Here is a 14,080-nt window from a genome sequence, read left to right as displayed (position 1 = left end):
GAAATTCTTGGATGACAAGGGCTTGGCACCCGGGTGCCCTGCATTCACAATAGTCAGATTCATAGCTATAGCGTAACCAGCCTTTGCGGGCATTCCGGCGGCGATCAATATCAATCCGATGTCAAAAGTAGTAAAAATCTTAGATGCAGTGCACGGGGTCGGGCCGTGTGTGGCCGCCATCGCCTGCGACCACCCGGAGGCGCCGGCCTACGCCCGCCAACTGCGCGACGCGGTGGCACGCTTTATCCGCGAAGCGGCCCAAGGCACCTTGCCGCTGCAGAGCCCCCCGCCGCAACCTGCCGGCACAGCCCGTGGTGCAGGCCATATGCATTTGCATGCCGAGGTGTTTTTGCAGATGGCGGGGCAAACGCGGTTTACCTTTCCGCACGGGCAACTCGCGCTCACGCCGGGCCAGGTGCTGATAGTGCCCCCGAAGTTGCTACACGACGAATGGGTCAGCGGGCACGAGGCGCAGGCTTTTTGCAACCTGGTGATCTCGGCGGACAGCCAGCTCATGTCGTGCCACCTGGCCCATGAGGCGCGACCCGGCGTGCCCGCCAGCCTCTACCTGGAAACCTTTCAGCACCCCGACGCGATGCGCATCGAGGGCTGGCTGCGCGACGCCGCCACGCCCCCGCCCGACGACACCGCCGGCCTATGGCCGGTGCAGCAACGCGCCTTGCTGCTCAGCGCCCTCACCGGCGTAGCCCGCTTGCTCGATGCGCCCCAAAAAACCGTGTCAGCCGAGCCGCCGGTGCTCAGCAAGCTGCGCATGTTGATCCAAAACCGCATGGGCGAAACCGACCTGACGGTGGCCGCATTGGCGCACGACCTGGGCTGCACCGCGGACTATTTGTCGCACTTGTACAGCAGCCTGACCGGGGAGCACCTGTGGCAGGTGATCTTGCAGCAGCGCTTGGCACGGGCCGCCCGGCTGTTGACCGAGGGCGATGCCGCCGTCAAGGAAGTGGCTTGGTGCAGCGGCTTTGCCAGCGCCAGCTATTTCATCCGCTGCTTCAAGCAGCGCTTCGGGGCCACACCCAAAGCCTACCGCCAGCAGGCGGCAGGGCGCACGGTTTTGCCTTAAAACGTGCCGGTGAAAGCGCCGCCATCGAGCAGCACGTTCTGGCCGGTCATGTAAGCGGCCTGCTGGCTGCACAAAAAGGCGCACACCTGGCCGAACTCAGCCGGCGTGCCATAGCGGCCCATAGGAATTTGCGCCTGCTGGCTGGCGCGCACCTCTTCCACCGACTTGCCGGACTTGGCGGCCGCCGCCTTCACGGTGGTGGCAATGCGGTCGGTATCAAACTTGCCGGGCAACAGGTTGTTGATGGTCACACCCTTGGCGGCCAGGCTGCTGCGGGCCACGCCGGCCACAAAGCCGGTCAGGCCACTGCGTGCACCGTTGGACAGGCCCAGAATGTCGATGGGCGACTTCACAGAGCTAGAGGTGATGTTCACAATGCGCCCGAAGCCGCGCGCGGCCATGCCGTCCACCGTGGCCTTGATGAGCTCAATCGGGGTGAGCATGTTGGCGTCTACCGCCTTGATCCAAGCCTCGCGGTCCCAGTCGCGGAAGTCGCCGGGGGGCGGGCCGCCAGCGTTGGTGACCACGATATCGAAATCACGGCGCATGGCAAACACCGCCTCGCGGCCGGCCACGGTGGTGATGTCTTGGGCACAAAATAGCACCTCAGCCCCTGTGTTGGCTGCGTAAGTCGCTCTCAAATTGGTAGCAGACGCCTCCAGCGCCTCGGTACCGCGCGCCACGATCAGCAGGTTCACGCCCTCGGCGGCCAGTGCTTGCGCGCAGCCCAGGCCCAGCCCCTTGCTGGCACCACAGACCAGCGCCCATTTGCCTTTGATTCCCAAGTCCATACCCAGTCCTTTGCGATTGAAGTTATCCAAGCCCCCCGCGCCTTAGCGGCGGGTACTCACCACATACACACCCAGCAGCACCAGAATGGTGCCACCGATCACCCACAGGTTCATCGGCTCGTCGAGCAGCAGCACGCCCATCAGGATGGTGGACATGGGCCCCACCATCCCCACCTGCGCCGCCAGCCCCGAGCCAATGCGCTCAATCGCCATCATGACCAGCATCACCGGCACCACGGTGCAGGCAATGGCATTGAGCAGCGACAACCACAGCACCTCCGGTGCCACCGCAAAAGCAGTATCCAGCGGCCGCAAAATCACAAACTGGACGATACACAGCACACACGCCACACTGGTGGCCAACCCCACCAAGCGCAGCGAGCCCAGGCGCTGCACCAGCTCCCCGCTGTACGACAGGTACAGCGCGTAGCTGATGGCGCTACCCAGCACCAAGGCGGCGCCCAGGGCCGCATTACCCCCTGCAAAGCTGACCTCGTGCCCAAACACCAGCAACACGCCGCCATAGCTAAGCGCCATGCCGGCGGCTTGGGGCAGGCTCACCTTTTTGCCGTAAAGGGCTACGCCCAGCAACACGACCAGCGTGGGGTTGAGGTAAAGAATCAGCCGCTCCAGCGACGCGGAGATATAGGCCAAGCCCGCAAAGTCGAGGTAGCTGGCCAGGTAGTAGCCGGTAATGCCCAGCCCCACAATGCCCAGCTTGTCTTTGCCTGTGAGCGGCACCACCACGGCACCGGCCTTGCGGGCCCGGTAGCCTGCCCACCAAACCAGCCCCAGAAAAAATGGCAAAGCCATCAGCATGCGCAGCATGATGAGACTGACCGCATCCACCCCGGGGTAGCGGTAGGCCAGCTTGACGATGATGGCTTTGCCGCTAAAAGCGATCGAACCAGCGATCGCCAGCGCAACACCGGTTGCTATCGATTGAGGAGCTGCTTGCGCAGGCGCTACGCCGGCCACCGCTTAGTTTGCCTTCAAACCGCCGCGCACCCGCTGCACCAGCGTGACCGCAGCCAGCACCAAGGCGCCAGCCACCACCCCGATCAGGCCATCCAACACAAAGCCCAGGGGCAGGCCCTCGGTCAGGTGGTGCAAAAACGGCAGGCCGTGCACGAGAATGCCACCGCCCACCAGGAACATGGCGGCCGTGCCAGCCACTGACAGCACCTTCATCAACACCGGCGCCGCCCACAACAAGCCGCGCCCCAGCGCCTGTACCCAGCCACCTTGGGGCGTGGCGGAGGGGCGGCGGGTCAGGTACAGGCCTGCATCGTCAATTTTGACGATAGCTGCCACCAGGCCATACACCCCCACGGTCATGGCAAAGGCCACGCCAGCCAGCACCATGAACTGGGTCGTCCAGACCCTGTCTTGCACCGTGCCCAGGGTGATGGCGATGATTTCGGCCGAGAGAATGAAGTCGGTGCGAATCGCGCCCTTGATCTTGTCTTTCTCCAGGGCCACCAGGTCTACCGCCGGGTTCTGCAGCGCCTGCAGCAGCTCGGCCTGATGGGCCGCGTCATCTTCTGCGCGGTGCAAAAACTTGTGAGCCAGCTTCTCAAAGCCCTCAAAACACAAAAAGGCACCGCCAATCATCAGCAGCGGCGTGACCAGCCAAGGCGCCACGATGCTGATAGCCAAGGCTGCGGGCACCAGAATCGCCTTATTCAGCAGCGAGCCTTTGCACACCGCCCACACCACCGGCAGCTCGCGCTCGGCAGACACACCGGTGACCTGCTGCGCATTCAGGGCGAGGTCGTCCCCCAAAACACCGGCGGTTTTCTTGGCCGCCACTTTACTGAGTACGGCCACATCGTCGAGGATGGTGGCAATGTCGTCCAAAAGGGCAAGGAGGCTGCTGGCCATAGGGTGGTCACATGGAGTGGGTAAGGCCGCGATTGTCACCCGTTTGGCGTATGCCGCTCAGGGCAAGCCCTTACAGAGCTGGCGCAAAGCTTGCTGGAGAATAGAACCACGCCTCCGACACTTATGCCACCACCCTTGACCGTTGACCGCCAACCCGACCTCACAGCGCCCACGGTCTTGGATATCGAGGCGTCCGGCCTGGGGCGCAGTAGTTACCCCATCGAAATCGGCTATGTGCTCCCGGACGGCCATGCTTATTGCACCCTGGTGCAGCCCGAGCCCGACTGGACCCACTGGGACACCGGTGCCGCCAGCCTGCACCGCATCACCCGCGAGCTGCTCCAGCAGCGTGGCCTGAGTGCCCGCGATGTGGCCAAGCTGCTCAATGCCCAGCTGGCCGGCACCACGGTGTACACCGACGGTTGGGCCAACGACTTCACCTGGCTCAATGTGCTGTTTGAGGCCGCTGGAATGAGCCCCCGCTTCAAGCTGGAAAACCTGCGCAGCCTGCTGAGCGACAAAGAGGCCGATCAATGGCACACCGTCAAGGCCCAAATCGCCAGCGAGCGTGGCACCCAGCGCCACCGCGCCAGCTCTGATGCGCGGCTGATCCAGCTCACACTGCAGCGCATCAGGGCGGGTTAACCGGCGTCTTAGGCAGTAACATGGTGCTGTACACCCCCACACCACAAGGAGACAGTAGCCATGGCCGTGACCGTAGAAATCAACCTGGGTTATGAATTTGACGTGAAGGCCAAGGCCAGCGAAGTGTTTGCGGTGCTGTCAGATGTGCCGAGCTCGGCGAGCCACTTCCCCAAGGTCGATCAGCTGGTCGATCTGGGCGGCGGCGCTTACCGCTGGGAAATGGAAAAAATCGGTATCGCCTCGATCACACTGCAAACGGTTTACGCATCCAAATACACCAGCAACAAAGCCAAGGGCACCGTGAGCTGGACACCCATCAAAGGCGAAGGCAACGCCCTGGTGGCCGGCAGCTGGAAGATCACCGACAACAAAAAGGCTACCAACATTGTGCTGGAAATCCAAGGCGAACTCACCCTGCCCCTGCCCGGCCTGATGAAGATGGTGGCAGCCCCTATTGCCGAGGCTGAGTTTGAAAAAATGGTCGAGCAGTACATCGACAACCTGACTCAGCATTTTGGCGGGGAAGCGTAGGAAACGACCATCGCTAACTTACCGTACCTCAGTAGTTGGAGGTGCCGCAAATAGTGTTGAAGCACAGTCGTGAGGTGCGGGTAGACCTTTTTTAAATTCACTATCAACCTGTGCCCTGGCTGAGGCTCCGCATGTATCGAAATGTGAATTTATTCACACTCAGTGCAAGAATTTGCACCCATTAGTCCAAATGGACTAGTACCCCAATGAACCTCAACCCTATTACCCACCTGTAACCTGTAGGGTGATTAAGTTTCCAACTTGGAAGGAATTAGATGAAAAAGTATTTGTTAACACTCGGCCTGTTGGTGGGCGCTCTCGGGCAGTCTATGGCTGCGACAACCTATTTCACCGAGAACTTTGACAATCTGAACGCGTGGACTACCAAGGGGGATTCCTCCGCCACAGTGAGCGGGAACGTACTCACTTTCGGTCGTGGTAACAGCGCGGGTGATATTTTCAGCCTGGCTACCTTCAGTAACGGATACGTGAACTTTCAATACCGAGGTGTCGCCAACGTCGATGGCGGTGGGTACTTTGGTATCAGCCAAGGTTTTCCGGGTAACCACACTTGGCTGGCCGGTTCATCCAGCCGTTTTCCTACACCTTTCACATTGATCAACGACGGAACATGGCGCTCCTACAGCATCCAGTTTTCGGGTACCGGTCACCTGATGCTTGAGCAATTCGCGAACGACACTCCCGGACAAGCTCAGTTCCGCGGTCTGTCGGTCACCGATGTAGCCGTTACAGCTGTGCCAGAGCCAGAGAGCTACGCCATGTTGCTGGCGGGGCTAGGTTTGATGGGTGTTGCCATCAAACGGAAAAAGTCAAAGTAAATAAACGCGAGTTAAACAAAAACGGGAGCATTCGCTCCCGTTTTTTTGTGGCTGATTTCGGTACACCATCCTTCACAGAGGATGCGTCCCAGCCCATCAGTTGCCCAATATCAATCTACCCGCTCCCCATAGCGCTGCGCCAGCACTGCGCAGACCATGAGCTGGATCTGGTGGAAGATCATCAGCGGCAGCAGCATCATGCCCACCTGCGGGGCAGCAAAAAGCACTTTGGCCATGGGCACACCGCTGGCCAGGCTCTTCTTGGAGCCGCAAAACACGATGGTGACCTCGTCCTCTTTAGAGAAGCCGAGTTTGCGGCTAGTCATGGTGGTAATCCACAGCACCAGCGCCAGCAACACGCAACAAGCCACAGTGAGCACCAGCAACATGGGCAGGGGTACCCGGGTCCACAGCCCTTCGATCACTGCGGCACTAAAGGCGGTGTAGACCACCAGCAAGATCGAGCTCTGGTCCACCATGCGCAAAGTAGCGGCATGCTTTTTAACAAAGTTGCCAATCACAGGCTGCATGAGTTGACCCAGGGCGAAGGGCAGCATCAACTGCTGCATGATGTGCAACACCGCATCCCAGGTGCTGGTGCCCGCCACTTCTCCGGGCACTATCAACCAGCTCACTAGCAAGGGCGTCAAAAACACCCCGATCAAGCTGGAGGCTGAGGCACTGCACACTGCCGCCGCCACATTGCCCCGCCCCATGCCGGCAAACGCAATAGCCGATTGCACCGTGGCCGGCAAGACGCACAAAAACAGCATGCCCAACGCCAGCTCAGGGTTCAAAAACCAGCCGAACACCGGTTTGAGCAACACCCCCAGCAAAGGGAACAGGGCAAAAGTAAATGCCAGCACCAGCAAGTGCAGCCGCCAATGGCTCAAGCCCGCCACCACGTTGGCGCGCGAGAGCTTGGCGCCATGCATAAAAAACAGCAAGGCAACAGCTGCGGTGGTGAGCCACTCAAAACCCTGTGCCACTGCGCCGCGAGCGGGCAGCAGGCTGGCCAGTGTGACCACGGCGATCAGGATGAGGGTGAAGTTATCAGGGAGAAAGCGGGGGCGTTGCATGGGGGCAGAGCATACCTGTGAGGGGGTTACACAAAATCAGCGTCCAGCACCACCCGGTACCGGGCGTTGCCGCTGCGCAGGTGGGCAACGGCATCGTTCACCCGCGACATGGGGAAATGCTCCACCTGCGGTGCAATGCCGTGCCGCGCACAAAACTCCATCATTTTCATCAAGGTCACTGGCGACGGTGTGGGCGATGCCGAGATGCTGCGCTGCCACGACAACAAGCTGCTGGTGCGGACCTTCATGGCCTCGGTCACCATGCCCACCAGGTGCAGCCGGCCTTTGGGTGCCAGGGTGCCAATCAAGGCGTCCCACTCCAGACTTGCGCCCACGGTGACCAACAAGAAATCGAGCTTGCCGGCATAGGCCTTGAGCTCTTTCACATCCACGCTGGACACGGTGCGGTGCGCGCCGAGTGCCAGCGCCTCTTCGCGCTTGGAAGGGCTGGAGGTAAACGCGGTCACGTCACACCCCCACGCCTTGGCAAACTTGACGGCCAAGTGGCCCAAGCCGCCAATGCCCACCACGCCAACCCGGTCGGTGGGCTTGATGTCGTGAATCACAAAAGGCAAAAACGCCGTGCCGCCCCCGCACATCAGGGGGCCGGCCGACGCCGGGTCGAGCCCTGCGGGCAAAGGCAAGGCCCAGCTCCAGTGGGCGCGCACCTTGTCTGCAAAACCACCATGCCGCCCGATGATGGTGGGCTGCCGGGTCGCACACAGGTTTTGTTCGCCCCCTTGGCAAAACTGGCAGTGCTGGCAGCTGTTGCTGTGCCAGCCCAGGCCCACCCGCTGGCCTATGGCCCGACCTTTGACCTGTGCGCCAACCGCCACAATCGTCCCGACTACCTCGTGGCCCGGTACTACCGGGTATTGGGTCGGGAACCACTCGCTATCGACCATCGCGAGGTCGGAGTGGCAGATACCGCAGTACTCCACGGCAATCTCTACCTCTTCACCCCCCATGGTGCCGGGGTCGAAGTCGAGGCGCTCCAGGTCTGCACTTTTGCCGGGGGCTGCCCAGCCGCGGAAGTTGGTCATATCAATCTCCTGAATAGGGGGTGTCGCGGGCGCGCCTGCACGCGCGAGCCCGCAGGGTACAACGAAGGCTTGCCCGGCGGCAGGGGGCTTGTAACCCTCGCGACTGCGCCACTTCAGCGGATAATCCGGCCAGCGCCGGCAACCCGCCGCGCGCGCCCACCAGCCTGAGAAGCCCCTTCTATGCATCGCGTTGCCATCAGCAGCACCGGCCTGTTTACACCGCCGGACGTCATTACCAACGCGGAGTTGGTCGCCAGCTACAACGCCTATGCCGCGCTGCAGAACGCGAAGTTTGCCGACGAGATAGCTGCTGGCAGCCGCACCGCTCTGACGGACTCCAGCGTCGAGTTCATTGAAAAAGCCTCAGGCATCCAGCGCCGCTATGTGATGGAAAAAACCGGGGTGCTGGACCCCGAGCGCATGCGCCCGCACTTCACGCCTCGCCCGGATAGCGAGTTGTCGTTGATGGCTGAAATTGCCGTCAAAGCCTGCCAGGACGCGCTCACAGCTGCCGGCAAAACCGCCGCCGGTGTAGACGGCGTGATTTGCGCCAGCGCCAACATGCAGCGCCCCTACCCGGCCATGGCTATCGAGATCCAGACCGCCTTGGGCGTGCAGGGCTACGGTTTTGACATGAACGTGGCCTGCTCTTCCGCCACCTTCGCGCTGGAGCAAGCGGTGAACGCAGTGCGCTGTGGCAGTGCCCGTGCGGTGCTGGTGGTGAACCCCGAAATCACATCCGCCCACCAGGCATGGATTGACCGGGACTGCCATTTCATCTTTGGCGATGTGTGCACGGCCATTCTGGTGGAGCGCCTGGACCTCGCGCCCGCCGGCAGCTTTGAGGTGCTGGGCACTAAGCTGCTGAGCACTTTCAGCAACAACATCCGCAACAACAACGGCTTCATGTCGCGCTCGGAAGACCGCAACCCGGACGACCGCGACCAGCTCTTCCGCCAGGAAGGCCGCAAAGTATTCAAAGAGGTGTGCCCCATGGCTGCCGAGCACATCGAGCAACACCTGAACTCGCTGGACCTGACGCCGCAACAGGTGCGCCGCTTTTGGCTGCACCAAGCCAACCTGGGCATGAACCAGCTGATTGCCAAAAAACTCTTGGGGCGGGAGGCGACGCTGGATGATGCGCCGGTGATTCTGGACGAATTCGCCAACACAGCGTCGGCGGGCTCCATCATCTCTTTCCACCGCCACCACGCTGACATTGCAGCGGGTGAGGTGGGAGTGATCTGCTCATTCGGAGCAGGCTACTCGATTGGTAGCGTGGTGGTGAAGCGCCTGTAAGGCCAAGCGCTTCAGGCTTGCGCCCCTTAGTTCAGGGGACGCTTGAGGCGCATTTCCTCGATTTTGACGGCACCGATCTGCACGGTTTTGGCGGTATTCATTTCGCGCTTGAAGCCGGCGAGCTCGTGGAAACGCATGGCGCGCTCGTTGGCAATCGGCAGCCACACACTCACGTTGGCGCAACCCTCTTCGAGCAGGCCTTCGCGGGCAGCATCCCACAGGGCCAGGCCTACGCCTTTGTCCCAGTGGCTGGAGGCCACGTAAATGGCCCAAATTTCGCCCATGGTCGGAGGGGTGCCCTTGTCACGCGAGCGGTCAAAACCCACGAATCCGACGATCTTGTCGTCATCCAGAGCCACTTGAACCTGGGGTTCAGCGTACTCAATCGCTTCGCGCCAGTAAGCCTGGCGCTTGTCCAAGGGGGTCACGGGAACCGGTGTATCGGCCAGCATGCTTTTGAAGGCTTCGCGAACAGAAGAGTTGTGGAGCTCAGCGATGGCTTTGGCATCACGTAGTGTGGCGGGGCGAACCTTGAAAGTAGTCGTACTGGACATGTCTAACGCAAACTCAAGCAAAATTGAAAAAAAGAGCGTGATTGTCGCAGCATTCAAGAATCGACTCCCATGCCTCCATTTTTCACCCGCCAAACCCCTCTCAACCCGGCTCGTTGACACCGCCAAAGATCACGCCAATGTCCCCGCCTCTCAACGCCACCTACACCGTATCCGTGCTGCCAGACGGTCTGAGTTTTGAGAGTGATGGCATCAGCAGCGTGCTGGAGTCCGGCTTGGCGCAGGGTATCGAACTGCCGAGCTCCTGCCGCAATGGAACCTGCAGGGCATGCCTTTGCAAAATGGTGTCGGGGCGGGTGCGCTATCGCATTGAGTGGCCGGGTCTGAGTGCCGATGAAAAGAGCGAGGGCTGGTGCCTGCCGTGTGTGGCGGTTCCCCAGAGCGATCTGCTGCTCGACCAGCCGTTTGCCTGCGCGGCTTAAGACCGCACTAACCCCTAACCCATAACCCCGGGATACCTAGGGTCACCACCATTGCGGGTGCTCTGGTGCGAGCCCAACAATCGTTTCAACGATTGAGGGGAGTCCATGCAAACAATTGCACTGCAGCCTGCCGACCTTCCTTTGGCTTGCCTGTACCGCTGGGAGCACGAGCGCCCTGATGCGGTCTATCTCTCGCAACCCATGCGAGGCGGGCAAGTACTGGACCTCACCTGGGCCCAAGCGGCCAGCCAGGTGCGGCGCATGGCCCAATGGCTGCAAAGCCAGGGCTGGGCCGCGGGCAGCAGGGTCGCCATCATCGGTAAAAACAGCGCTCACTGGATCTTGGCGGATTTGGCAATCCAAATGGCGGGGTATGTGTCGGTGCCGATCTATCCCACCTTCAATGGCGAGGCCCTGAGCTACATCCTGTTGCACAGCGAGAGCAAGGCGCTTTTCATCGGCAAGCTCGATGACACCGTCAACCTGCAAAGCGGTGTGCCGCCCGGGCTGCCCCTGATTGCACTGCCCTTGGCACCTTCCATGCACGCCCACCAATGGACGGAGTTGATCAACACCACCAGCCCGCTCAAAACCTGCCCTGAGCCTGCGGGCGAAAGCATCAGCACCATCATTTACACCTCGGGCACCACAGGCACGCCCAAAGGCGTGGTGCATAGCTTCAACAGCATGGCCTGGGGCGTTAGCTGTGCGACGCGCCGCTTCCCAATGGATATCAAAGACCGCTACATCTCGTACCTGCCCTTGGCCCATGTGGCGGAGCGCATGCTGATTGAGCAGGCCTCGTTGCGCTATGGCGGACGCATTTTTTTTGCCGAGTCACTGGACACGTTTTTGCAAGATCTCCAGCGTGCGCGGCCTACAGTGTTTTTCTCGGTCCCGCGGCTGTGGGTGAAGTTTCAACAAGGGGTGCACAGCAAGGTGCCGGCACCCAAGCTCCGGTTCTTGCTCAGCCTGCCCGTCGTGGGCCATTTAGTGCGCCGCAAGATTTTGAAAGGCCTGGGCTTAGACCAATGCCGCATCGCCGCGGGCGGGGCAGCGCCCATGCCTGCCGATGTGCTGCAGTGGTACCGCCGCTTGGGTCTGAACCTAGTCGAGGTTTACGGCATGACCGAGAACAGCGGAGTCTCGCACTCCACCCTGCCCGGTTCGCGCCAGACCGGCTCCGTCGGCTTGGCCTACGACGAAGTCGAAACGCGCATGGATCCGGCCACCGGTGAAATCCAGATGCGTTGCCCAGCCTTGATGAAAGCCTATTACCGCGAACCCGAGCTCACGGCCGCTGCACTCACCCCGGACGGATGGCTGCGCACCGGCGACAAAGGCGTCATGGACAGCCACGGGTTTTTGAGCATTACCGGTCGGGTCAAAGACCTGTTCAAGACCAGCAAAGGCAAATACATTGCGCCGGCGCCCATCGAAGACAAGCTCGTGGCCCACGATGCGGTCGAAGCCTGCGTGGTCACCGGCGCCCACTATGCCCAGCCGTTTGCACTGGTCATGCTGTCGGCGGATGCGGCCGCGGAGAGTCGATCAGCCGCGGGCCGCCAAGCGCTGGAGGCCGGTCTCCAGCAGCACTTGCAGCAGGTCAACAGCCGGCTGGAGCCCCATGAAAAGCTGGATTTTCTGATCGCTGTAGCAGAGACATGGACATCAGAAAACGGTTTGGTCACCCCGACCCTGAAAGTCAAACGCGCCAGCATCGAAGCGAAATACGCCCCATCCTATGACCGGTGGTTGAACCAACACCGAGAGGTCGTGTGGGCAGACCAGCCAAGCTGAAGCTGCTACGGTAAGCTTGCTTCATGCAAGCAAATCCCAGTCCCCGCAAGCGCAAGCTGTTCATGGCGCTAATTTGTGGGTGGCTCGCACTGGGGGCACTACCCACCTCGAGCCTGGCCTTTGAGAACACCATGGCAGAGCGCACCCGCGCCTGCACAGCCTGCCACGGCGACCAAGGCCGGGCAGGGCCGGATGGCTACTACCCGCGCCTAGCCGGCAAGCCCGCCGGGTATCTGTTCAACCAGCTAGAGAATTTTCAGCAGGGTCGGCGCCAATACGGGTTAATGCAAGGCCTGATCGACCCCTTAAGCCGCGATTACTTGCGCGCCATGGCGGTGTATTTCTCGGAGTTGCATATTCCTTACCCCGCACCGGCACCCGCCACCGCCCCGCCTGCCGTACTGGCAAGCGGCAGAACCTTGGTGCTTGAGGGTGACGTTAAACGCGGCCTGCCGGCCTGCGTCAGCTGCCACGGCCAAGCTTTGACGGGGGTACAACCGTTCACGCCCGGGTTGCTGGGCCTCCCGCGTGACTACCTCAATGCCCAATTGGGCGGATGGCAAACCGGCCAACGCAAAGCCCATAGCCCCGATTGCATGGCCACGATTGCCAAACGCCTGAGCGATGCCGATGTCAACGCCATTTCGCAATGGTTGTCCTCCCAGCCGGTCCCCGCCAACAGCACAGCTGTGGCCATGCGACCTGCCCAGCAGCGTGGTACACCGGCACTGCCGGACTGCGGGAGCGCACCATGACAACAACACCCTCTGTCAACCGCACCGCGCCCAAACCGTGGCAATGGCTCGTGCTGGCGCTCGGGCTCTGTTTGCTGCTTTTTGTACTGGTTGCTGAGGTCATTGCGCCCGCAGTCCGCGAAAGCAGCACGCCCTCGGTACCACCTGCTGCAGCGCCCGACACCGCTTTGGTGCAGCGCGGCGCCTATCTCGCGCGCCTGGGTAACTGCGCGCAGTGCCACACCGCACGCGGCGGCGCAGACTATGCGGGTGGCAATGCCCTGCTCACTCCATTCGGCAGGGTGTACCCGGGCAACCTCACCCCGCACCCCACCACGGGCTTGGGCGCCTGGAGCGCGGCAGATTTCCGGCGCGCGATGCACCAAGGCATCCGGCCTGATGGGCGGGTGCTGAACCCCGCCTTTCCCTACACCAGCTACACCCGCATCACGCAAAGCGACAGTGATGCCTTGTTCGCGTTCTTGCGCAGCCTTCCCGCAGTAGACGCCCCGCACAGGGCCCACGAGCTCCCCTGGCCTTTGGGCACACAAACCGCGCTGACAGCCTGGCGATGGCTGCATTTCTCCGAAGCCCCCGACAGCCCGGGTATTACGGAAGCAGACACCGGCCCCTCTGCCCGGCGCGGCGCGGCCTTAGTGCAAGGGCTGGGACACTGCGCCGAATGCCACACCCCCCGCAATCGCCTGGGGGGCCTGCGCTCATCACAGGCGTGGAGCGGCGCGCTGATGCCCGATGGCCTGTGGTACGCCCCGGCCCTGAACGACAACACCGAAGCAGGAGTTGCCGGCTGGGACACTGCGGACATTGCCACGCTGCTCACACACGGGCAGCGGCGGCAGGCCTATGTAGCCGGCCCGATGGCGGAGGTAGTGCGCAACAGCACCCAGTACCTGAACGCCGCAGATGCAGAGTCCATCGCGCTGTACCTACAGACATTGGCGCCAGCAACCCCTGCGGCTGTCAAATCGCCTGCAATTGCCGACACTACGCCTTCCTCCCCCTTGGGCGCCAAAATTTACGAGAACCAATGCGCACAGTGCCATGGCAAACAAGGCGAAGGGGTTGCTGACGCCTACCCAGCACTCGCAGGTAACCGCTCGGTGCTGATGGGCAACACCAACAACCTCACGCTGACAGTGCTGCGCGGTGGCTATGGCCCGTCTACGTCCGGCAAACCGCAGCCGCATGGTATGCCGCCTTACCAGCTCAGCCTGAGCGACGCAGAGGTGGCCGCAGTACTGAGTTTCATCCGCAAAAGCTGGGGGAACGCAGCCGCGCCGGTGACTGAGTTTGATATAAACAAGATCCGCAATTCACCCATCCGATAGGCCTC

General features: G+C 61.6%; 15 protein-coding genes. 9 read left to right on the top strand and 6 right to left on the bottom strand.

The genetic code is table 11. From position 1 onward, the window contains the following. The first annotated feature begins 118 nt into the window (after positions 1–118). Complete coding sequence (locus tag RAE19_RS14055; protein ID WP_313875477.1) at positions 119–1,087, top strand: helix-turn-helix transcriptional regulator; 969 nt, start codon at positions 119–121, stop codon at positions 1,085–1,087. Here the strand turns inward: RAE19_RS14055 and RAE19_RS14050 are convergent. Genes RAE19_RS14050 through RAE19_RS14040 form a run of 3 tightly spaced genes read right to left on the bottom strand, consistent with a single transcriptional unit; the run spans position 1,084 to position 3,762 of the window. Next, positions 1,084–1,878, bottom strand: a complete 795-nt coding sequence (locus tag RAE19_RS14050; protein WP_313875476.1) for an SDR family oxidoreductase — start codon at positions 1,876–1,878, stop codon at positions 1,084–1,086. The genes RAE19_RS14055 and RAE19_RS14050 overlap by 4 nt on opposite strands. A gap of 42 nt (positions 1,879–1,920) precedes the next feature. After that, entirely contained in the window at positions 1,921–2,856 is a 936-nt protein-coding gene (locus RAE19_RS14045; RefSeq protein WP_313875475.1) for a DMT family transporter, read from the bottom strand. Between the two features lie 3 nt (positions 2,857–2,859). Next, positions 2,860–3,762 (bottom strand): DUF808 domain-containing protein, encoded by a 903-nt coding sequence (locus tag RAE19_RS14040; RefSeq protein WP_313875474.1) that lies wholly within the window; start codon positions 3,760–3,762, stop codon positions 2,860–2,862. A gap of 123 nt (positions 3,763–3,885) precedes the next feature. Here RAE19_RS14040 and RAE19_RS14035 point away from each other — a divergent pair, with 123 nt between their 5' ends. The 3 genes from RAE19_RS14035 (at position 3,886) to RAE19_RS14025 (ending at position 5,777) form a co-directional block, all read left to right on the top strand. Next, entirely contained in the window at positions 3,886–4,407 is a 522-nt protein-coding gene (locus tag RAE19_RS14035; protein ID WP_313875473.1) for a 3'-5' exonuclease, read from the top strand. A 60-nt stretch (positions 4,408–4,467) separates the two neighbouring features. After that, positions 4,468–4,938, top strand: coding sequence for an SRPBCC family protein (locus RAE19_RS14030; RefSeq protein WP_313875472.1), 471 nt, complete (start codon positions 4,468–4,470; stop codon positions 4,936–4,938). A gap of 275 nt (positions 4,939–5,213) precedes the next feature. Continuing rightward, entirely contained in the window at positions 5,214–5,777 is a 564-nt protein-coding gene (locus tag RAE19_RS14025; protein WP_313875471.1) for a PEP-CTERM sorting domain-containing protein, read from the top strand. 110 nt (positions 5,778–5,887) lie between these two features. Here the strand turns inward: RAE19_RS14025 and RAE19_RS14020 are convergent, their stop codons facing one another. Together RAE19_RS14020 and ahr are read right to left on the bottom strand one after the other, a co-directional pair. Continuing rightward, a complete protein-coding gene (locus RAE19_RS14020; protein ID WP_313875470.1) occupies positions 5,888–6,856 on the bottom strand; it encodes a bile acid:sodium symporter family protein in 969 nt (322 codons plus the stop codon). Positions 6,857–6,882: 26 nt separating this feature from the next. Further along, a complete protein-coding gene (gene ahr / locus RAE19_RS14015) occupies positions 6,883–7,899 on the bottom strand; it encodes an NADPH-dependent aldehyde reductase Ahr (protein ID WP_313875469.1) in 1,017 nt (338 codons plus the stop codon). A gap of 180 nt (positions 7,900–8,079) precedes the next feature. Here ahr and RAE19_RS14010 point away from each other — a divergent pair, with 180 nt between their 5' ends. Further along, positions 8,080–9,198 carry a beta-ketoacyl-ACP synthase III gene (locus tag RAE19_RS14010; RefSeq protein ID WP_313875468.1) on the top strand — a complete coding sequence of 373 codons (1,119 nt, stop codon included), beginning with the start codon at positions 8,080–8,082 and terminating at the stop codon, positions 9,196–9,198. Positions 9,199–9,224: 26 nt separating this feature from the next. Here the strand turns inward: RAE19_RS14010 and RAE19_RS14005 are convergent, their stop codons facing one another. After that, positions 9,225–9,752 (bottom strand): GNAT family N-acetyltransferase, encoded by a 528-nt coding sequence (locus RAE19_RS14005; RefSeq protein ID WP_313875467.1) that lies wholly within the window; start codon positions 9,750–9,752, stop codon positions 9,225–9,227. A 137-nt stretch (positions 9,753–9,889) separates the two neighbouring features. Between RAE19_RS14005 and RAE19_RS14000 the strand changes: the two genes are divergently transcribed. From RAE19_RS14000 to RAE19_RS13985, 4 genes are all read left to right on the top strand, one after another. Continuing rightward, positions 9,890–10,192: a 2Fe-2S iron-sulfur cluster-binding protein gene (locus RAE19_RS14000; protein ID WP_313875466.1), complete on the top strand. Its 303-nt coding sequence runs from the start codon at positions 9,890–9,892 to the stop codon at positions 10,190–10,192. A 105-nt stretch (positions 10,193–10,297) separates the two neighbouring features. Then, positions 10,298–11,992: an AMP-binding protein gene (locus RAE19_RS13995; protein WP_313875465.1), complete on the top strand. Its 1,695-nt coding sequence runs from the start codon at positions 10,298–10,300 to the stop codon at positions 11,990–11,992. 23 nt (positions 11,993–12,015) lie between these two features. Continuing rightward, the gene (locus RAE19_RS13990; protein WP_313875464.1) at positions 12,016–12,747 is read left to right on the top strand and encodes a c-type cytochrome; all 732 of its coding nucleotides are present in this window, start codon (positions 12,016–12,018) and stop codon (positions 12,745–12,747) included. Continuing rightward, positions 12,744–14,075: a c-type cytochrome gene (locus RAE19_RS13985; RefSeq protein ID WP_313875463.1), complete on the top strand. Its 1,332-nt coding sequence runs from the start codon at positions 12,744–12,746 to the stop codon at positions 14,073–14,075. The genes RAE19_RS13990 and RAE19_RS13985 overlap by 4 nt, the downstream gene beginning before the upstream one ends. Positions 14,076–14,080 lie beyond the last annotated feature (5 nt).

This window comes from Rhodoferax potami, assembly GCF_032193805.1.
Taxonomy (GTDB): Bacteria; Pseudomonadota; Gammaproteobacteria; order Burkholderiales; family Burkholderiaceae_C; genus Allorhodoferax; species Allorhodoferax potami_A.
Note: the sequence above shows the minus strand (reverse complement) of the source record. Positions and strands in the feature narration are given on the sequence as shown.

Bases quoted from the DNA above. Each gene is read 5' to 3' on its own strand.
- RAE19_RS13985 (WP_313875463.1), top strand. From the start codon at position 12,744: ATGACAACAACACCCTCTGTCAACCGCACCGCGCCCAAACCGTGGCAA.
- RAE19_RS14055 (WP_313875477.1), top strand. From the start codon at position 119: ATGTCAAAAGTAGTAAAAATCTTAGATGCAGTGCACGGGGTCGGGCCG.
- RAE19_RS14000 (WP_313875466.1), top strand. From the start codon at position 9,890: ATGTCCCCGCCTCTCAACGCCACCTACACCGTATCCGTGCTGCCAGAC.
- RAE19_RS14025 (WP_313875471.1), top strand. From the start codon at position 5,214: ATGAAAAAGTATTTGTTAACACTCGGCCTGTTGGTGGGCGCTCTCGGG.
- RAE19_RS13995 (WP_313875465.1), top strand. From the start codon at position 10,298: ATGCAAACAATTGCACTGCAGCCTGCCGACCTTCCTTTGGCTTGCCTG.
- RAE19_RS14035 (WP_313875473.1), top strand. From the start codon at position 3,886: ATGCCACCACCCTTGACCGTTGACCGCCAACCCGACCTCACAGCGCCC.
- RAE19_RS14030 (WP_313875472.1), top strand. From the start codon at position 4,468: ATGGCCGTGACCGTAGAAATCAACCTGGGTTATGAATTTGACGTGAAG.
- RAE19_RS14040 (WP_313875474.1), bottom strand. From the start codon at position 3,762: ATGGCCAGCAGCCTCCTTGCCCTTTTGGACGACATTGCCACCATCCTC.
- RAE19_RS13990 (WP_313875464.1), top strand. From the start codon at position 12,016: ATGCAAGCAAATCCCAGTCCCCGCAAGCGCAAGCTGTTCATGGCGCTA.
- RAE19_RS14050 (WP_313875476.1), bottom strand. From the start codon at position 1,878: ATGGACTTGGGAATCAAAGGCAAATGGGCGCTGGTCTGTGGTGCCAGC.
- RAE19_RS14020 (WP_313875470.1), bottom strand. From the start codon at position 6,856: ATGCAACGCCCCCGCTTTCTCCCTGATAACTTCACCCTCATCCTGATC.
- RAE19_RS14010 (WP_313875468.1), top strand. From the start codon at position 8,080: ATGCATCGCGTTGCCATCAGCAGCACCGGCCTGTTTACACCGCCGGAC.
- ahr (WP_313875469.1), bottom strand. From the start codon at position 7,899: ATGACCAACTTCCGCGGCTGGGCAGCCCCCGGCAAAAGTGCAGACCTG.
- RAE19_RS14005 (WP_313875467.1), bottom strand. From the start codon at position 9,752: ATGTCCAGTACGACTACTTTCAAGGTTCGCCCCGCCACACTACGTGAT.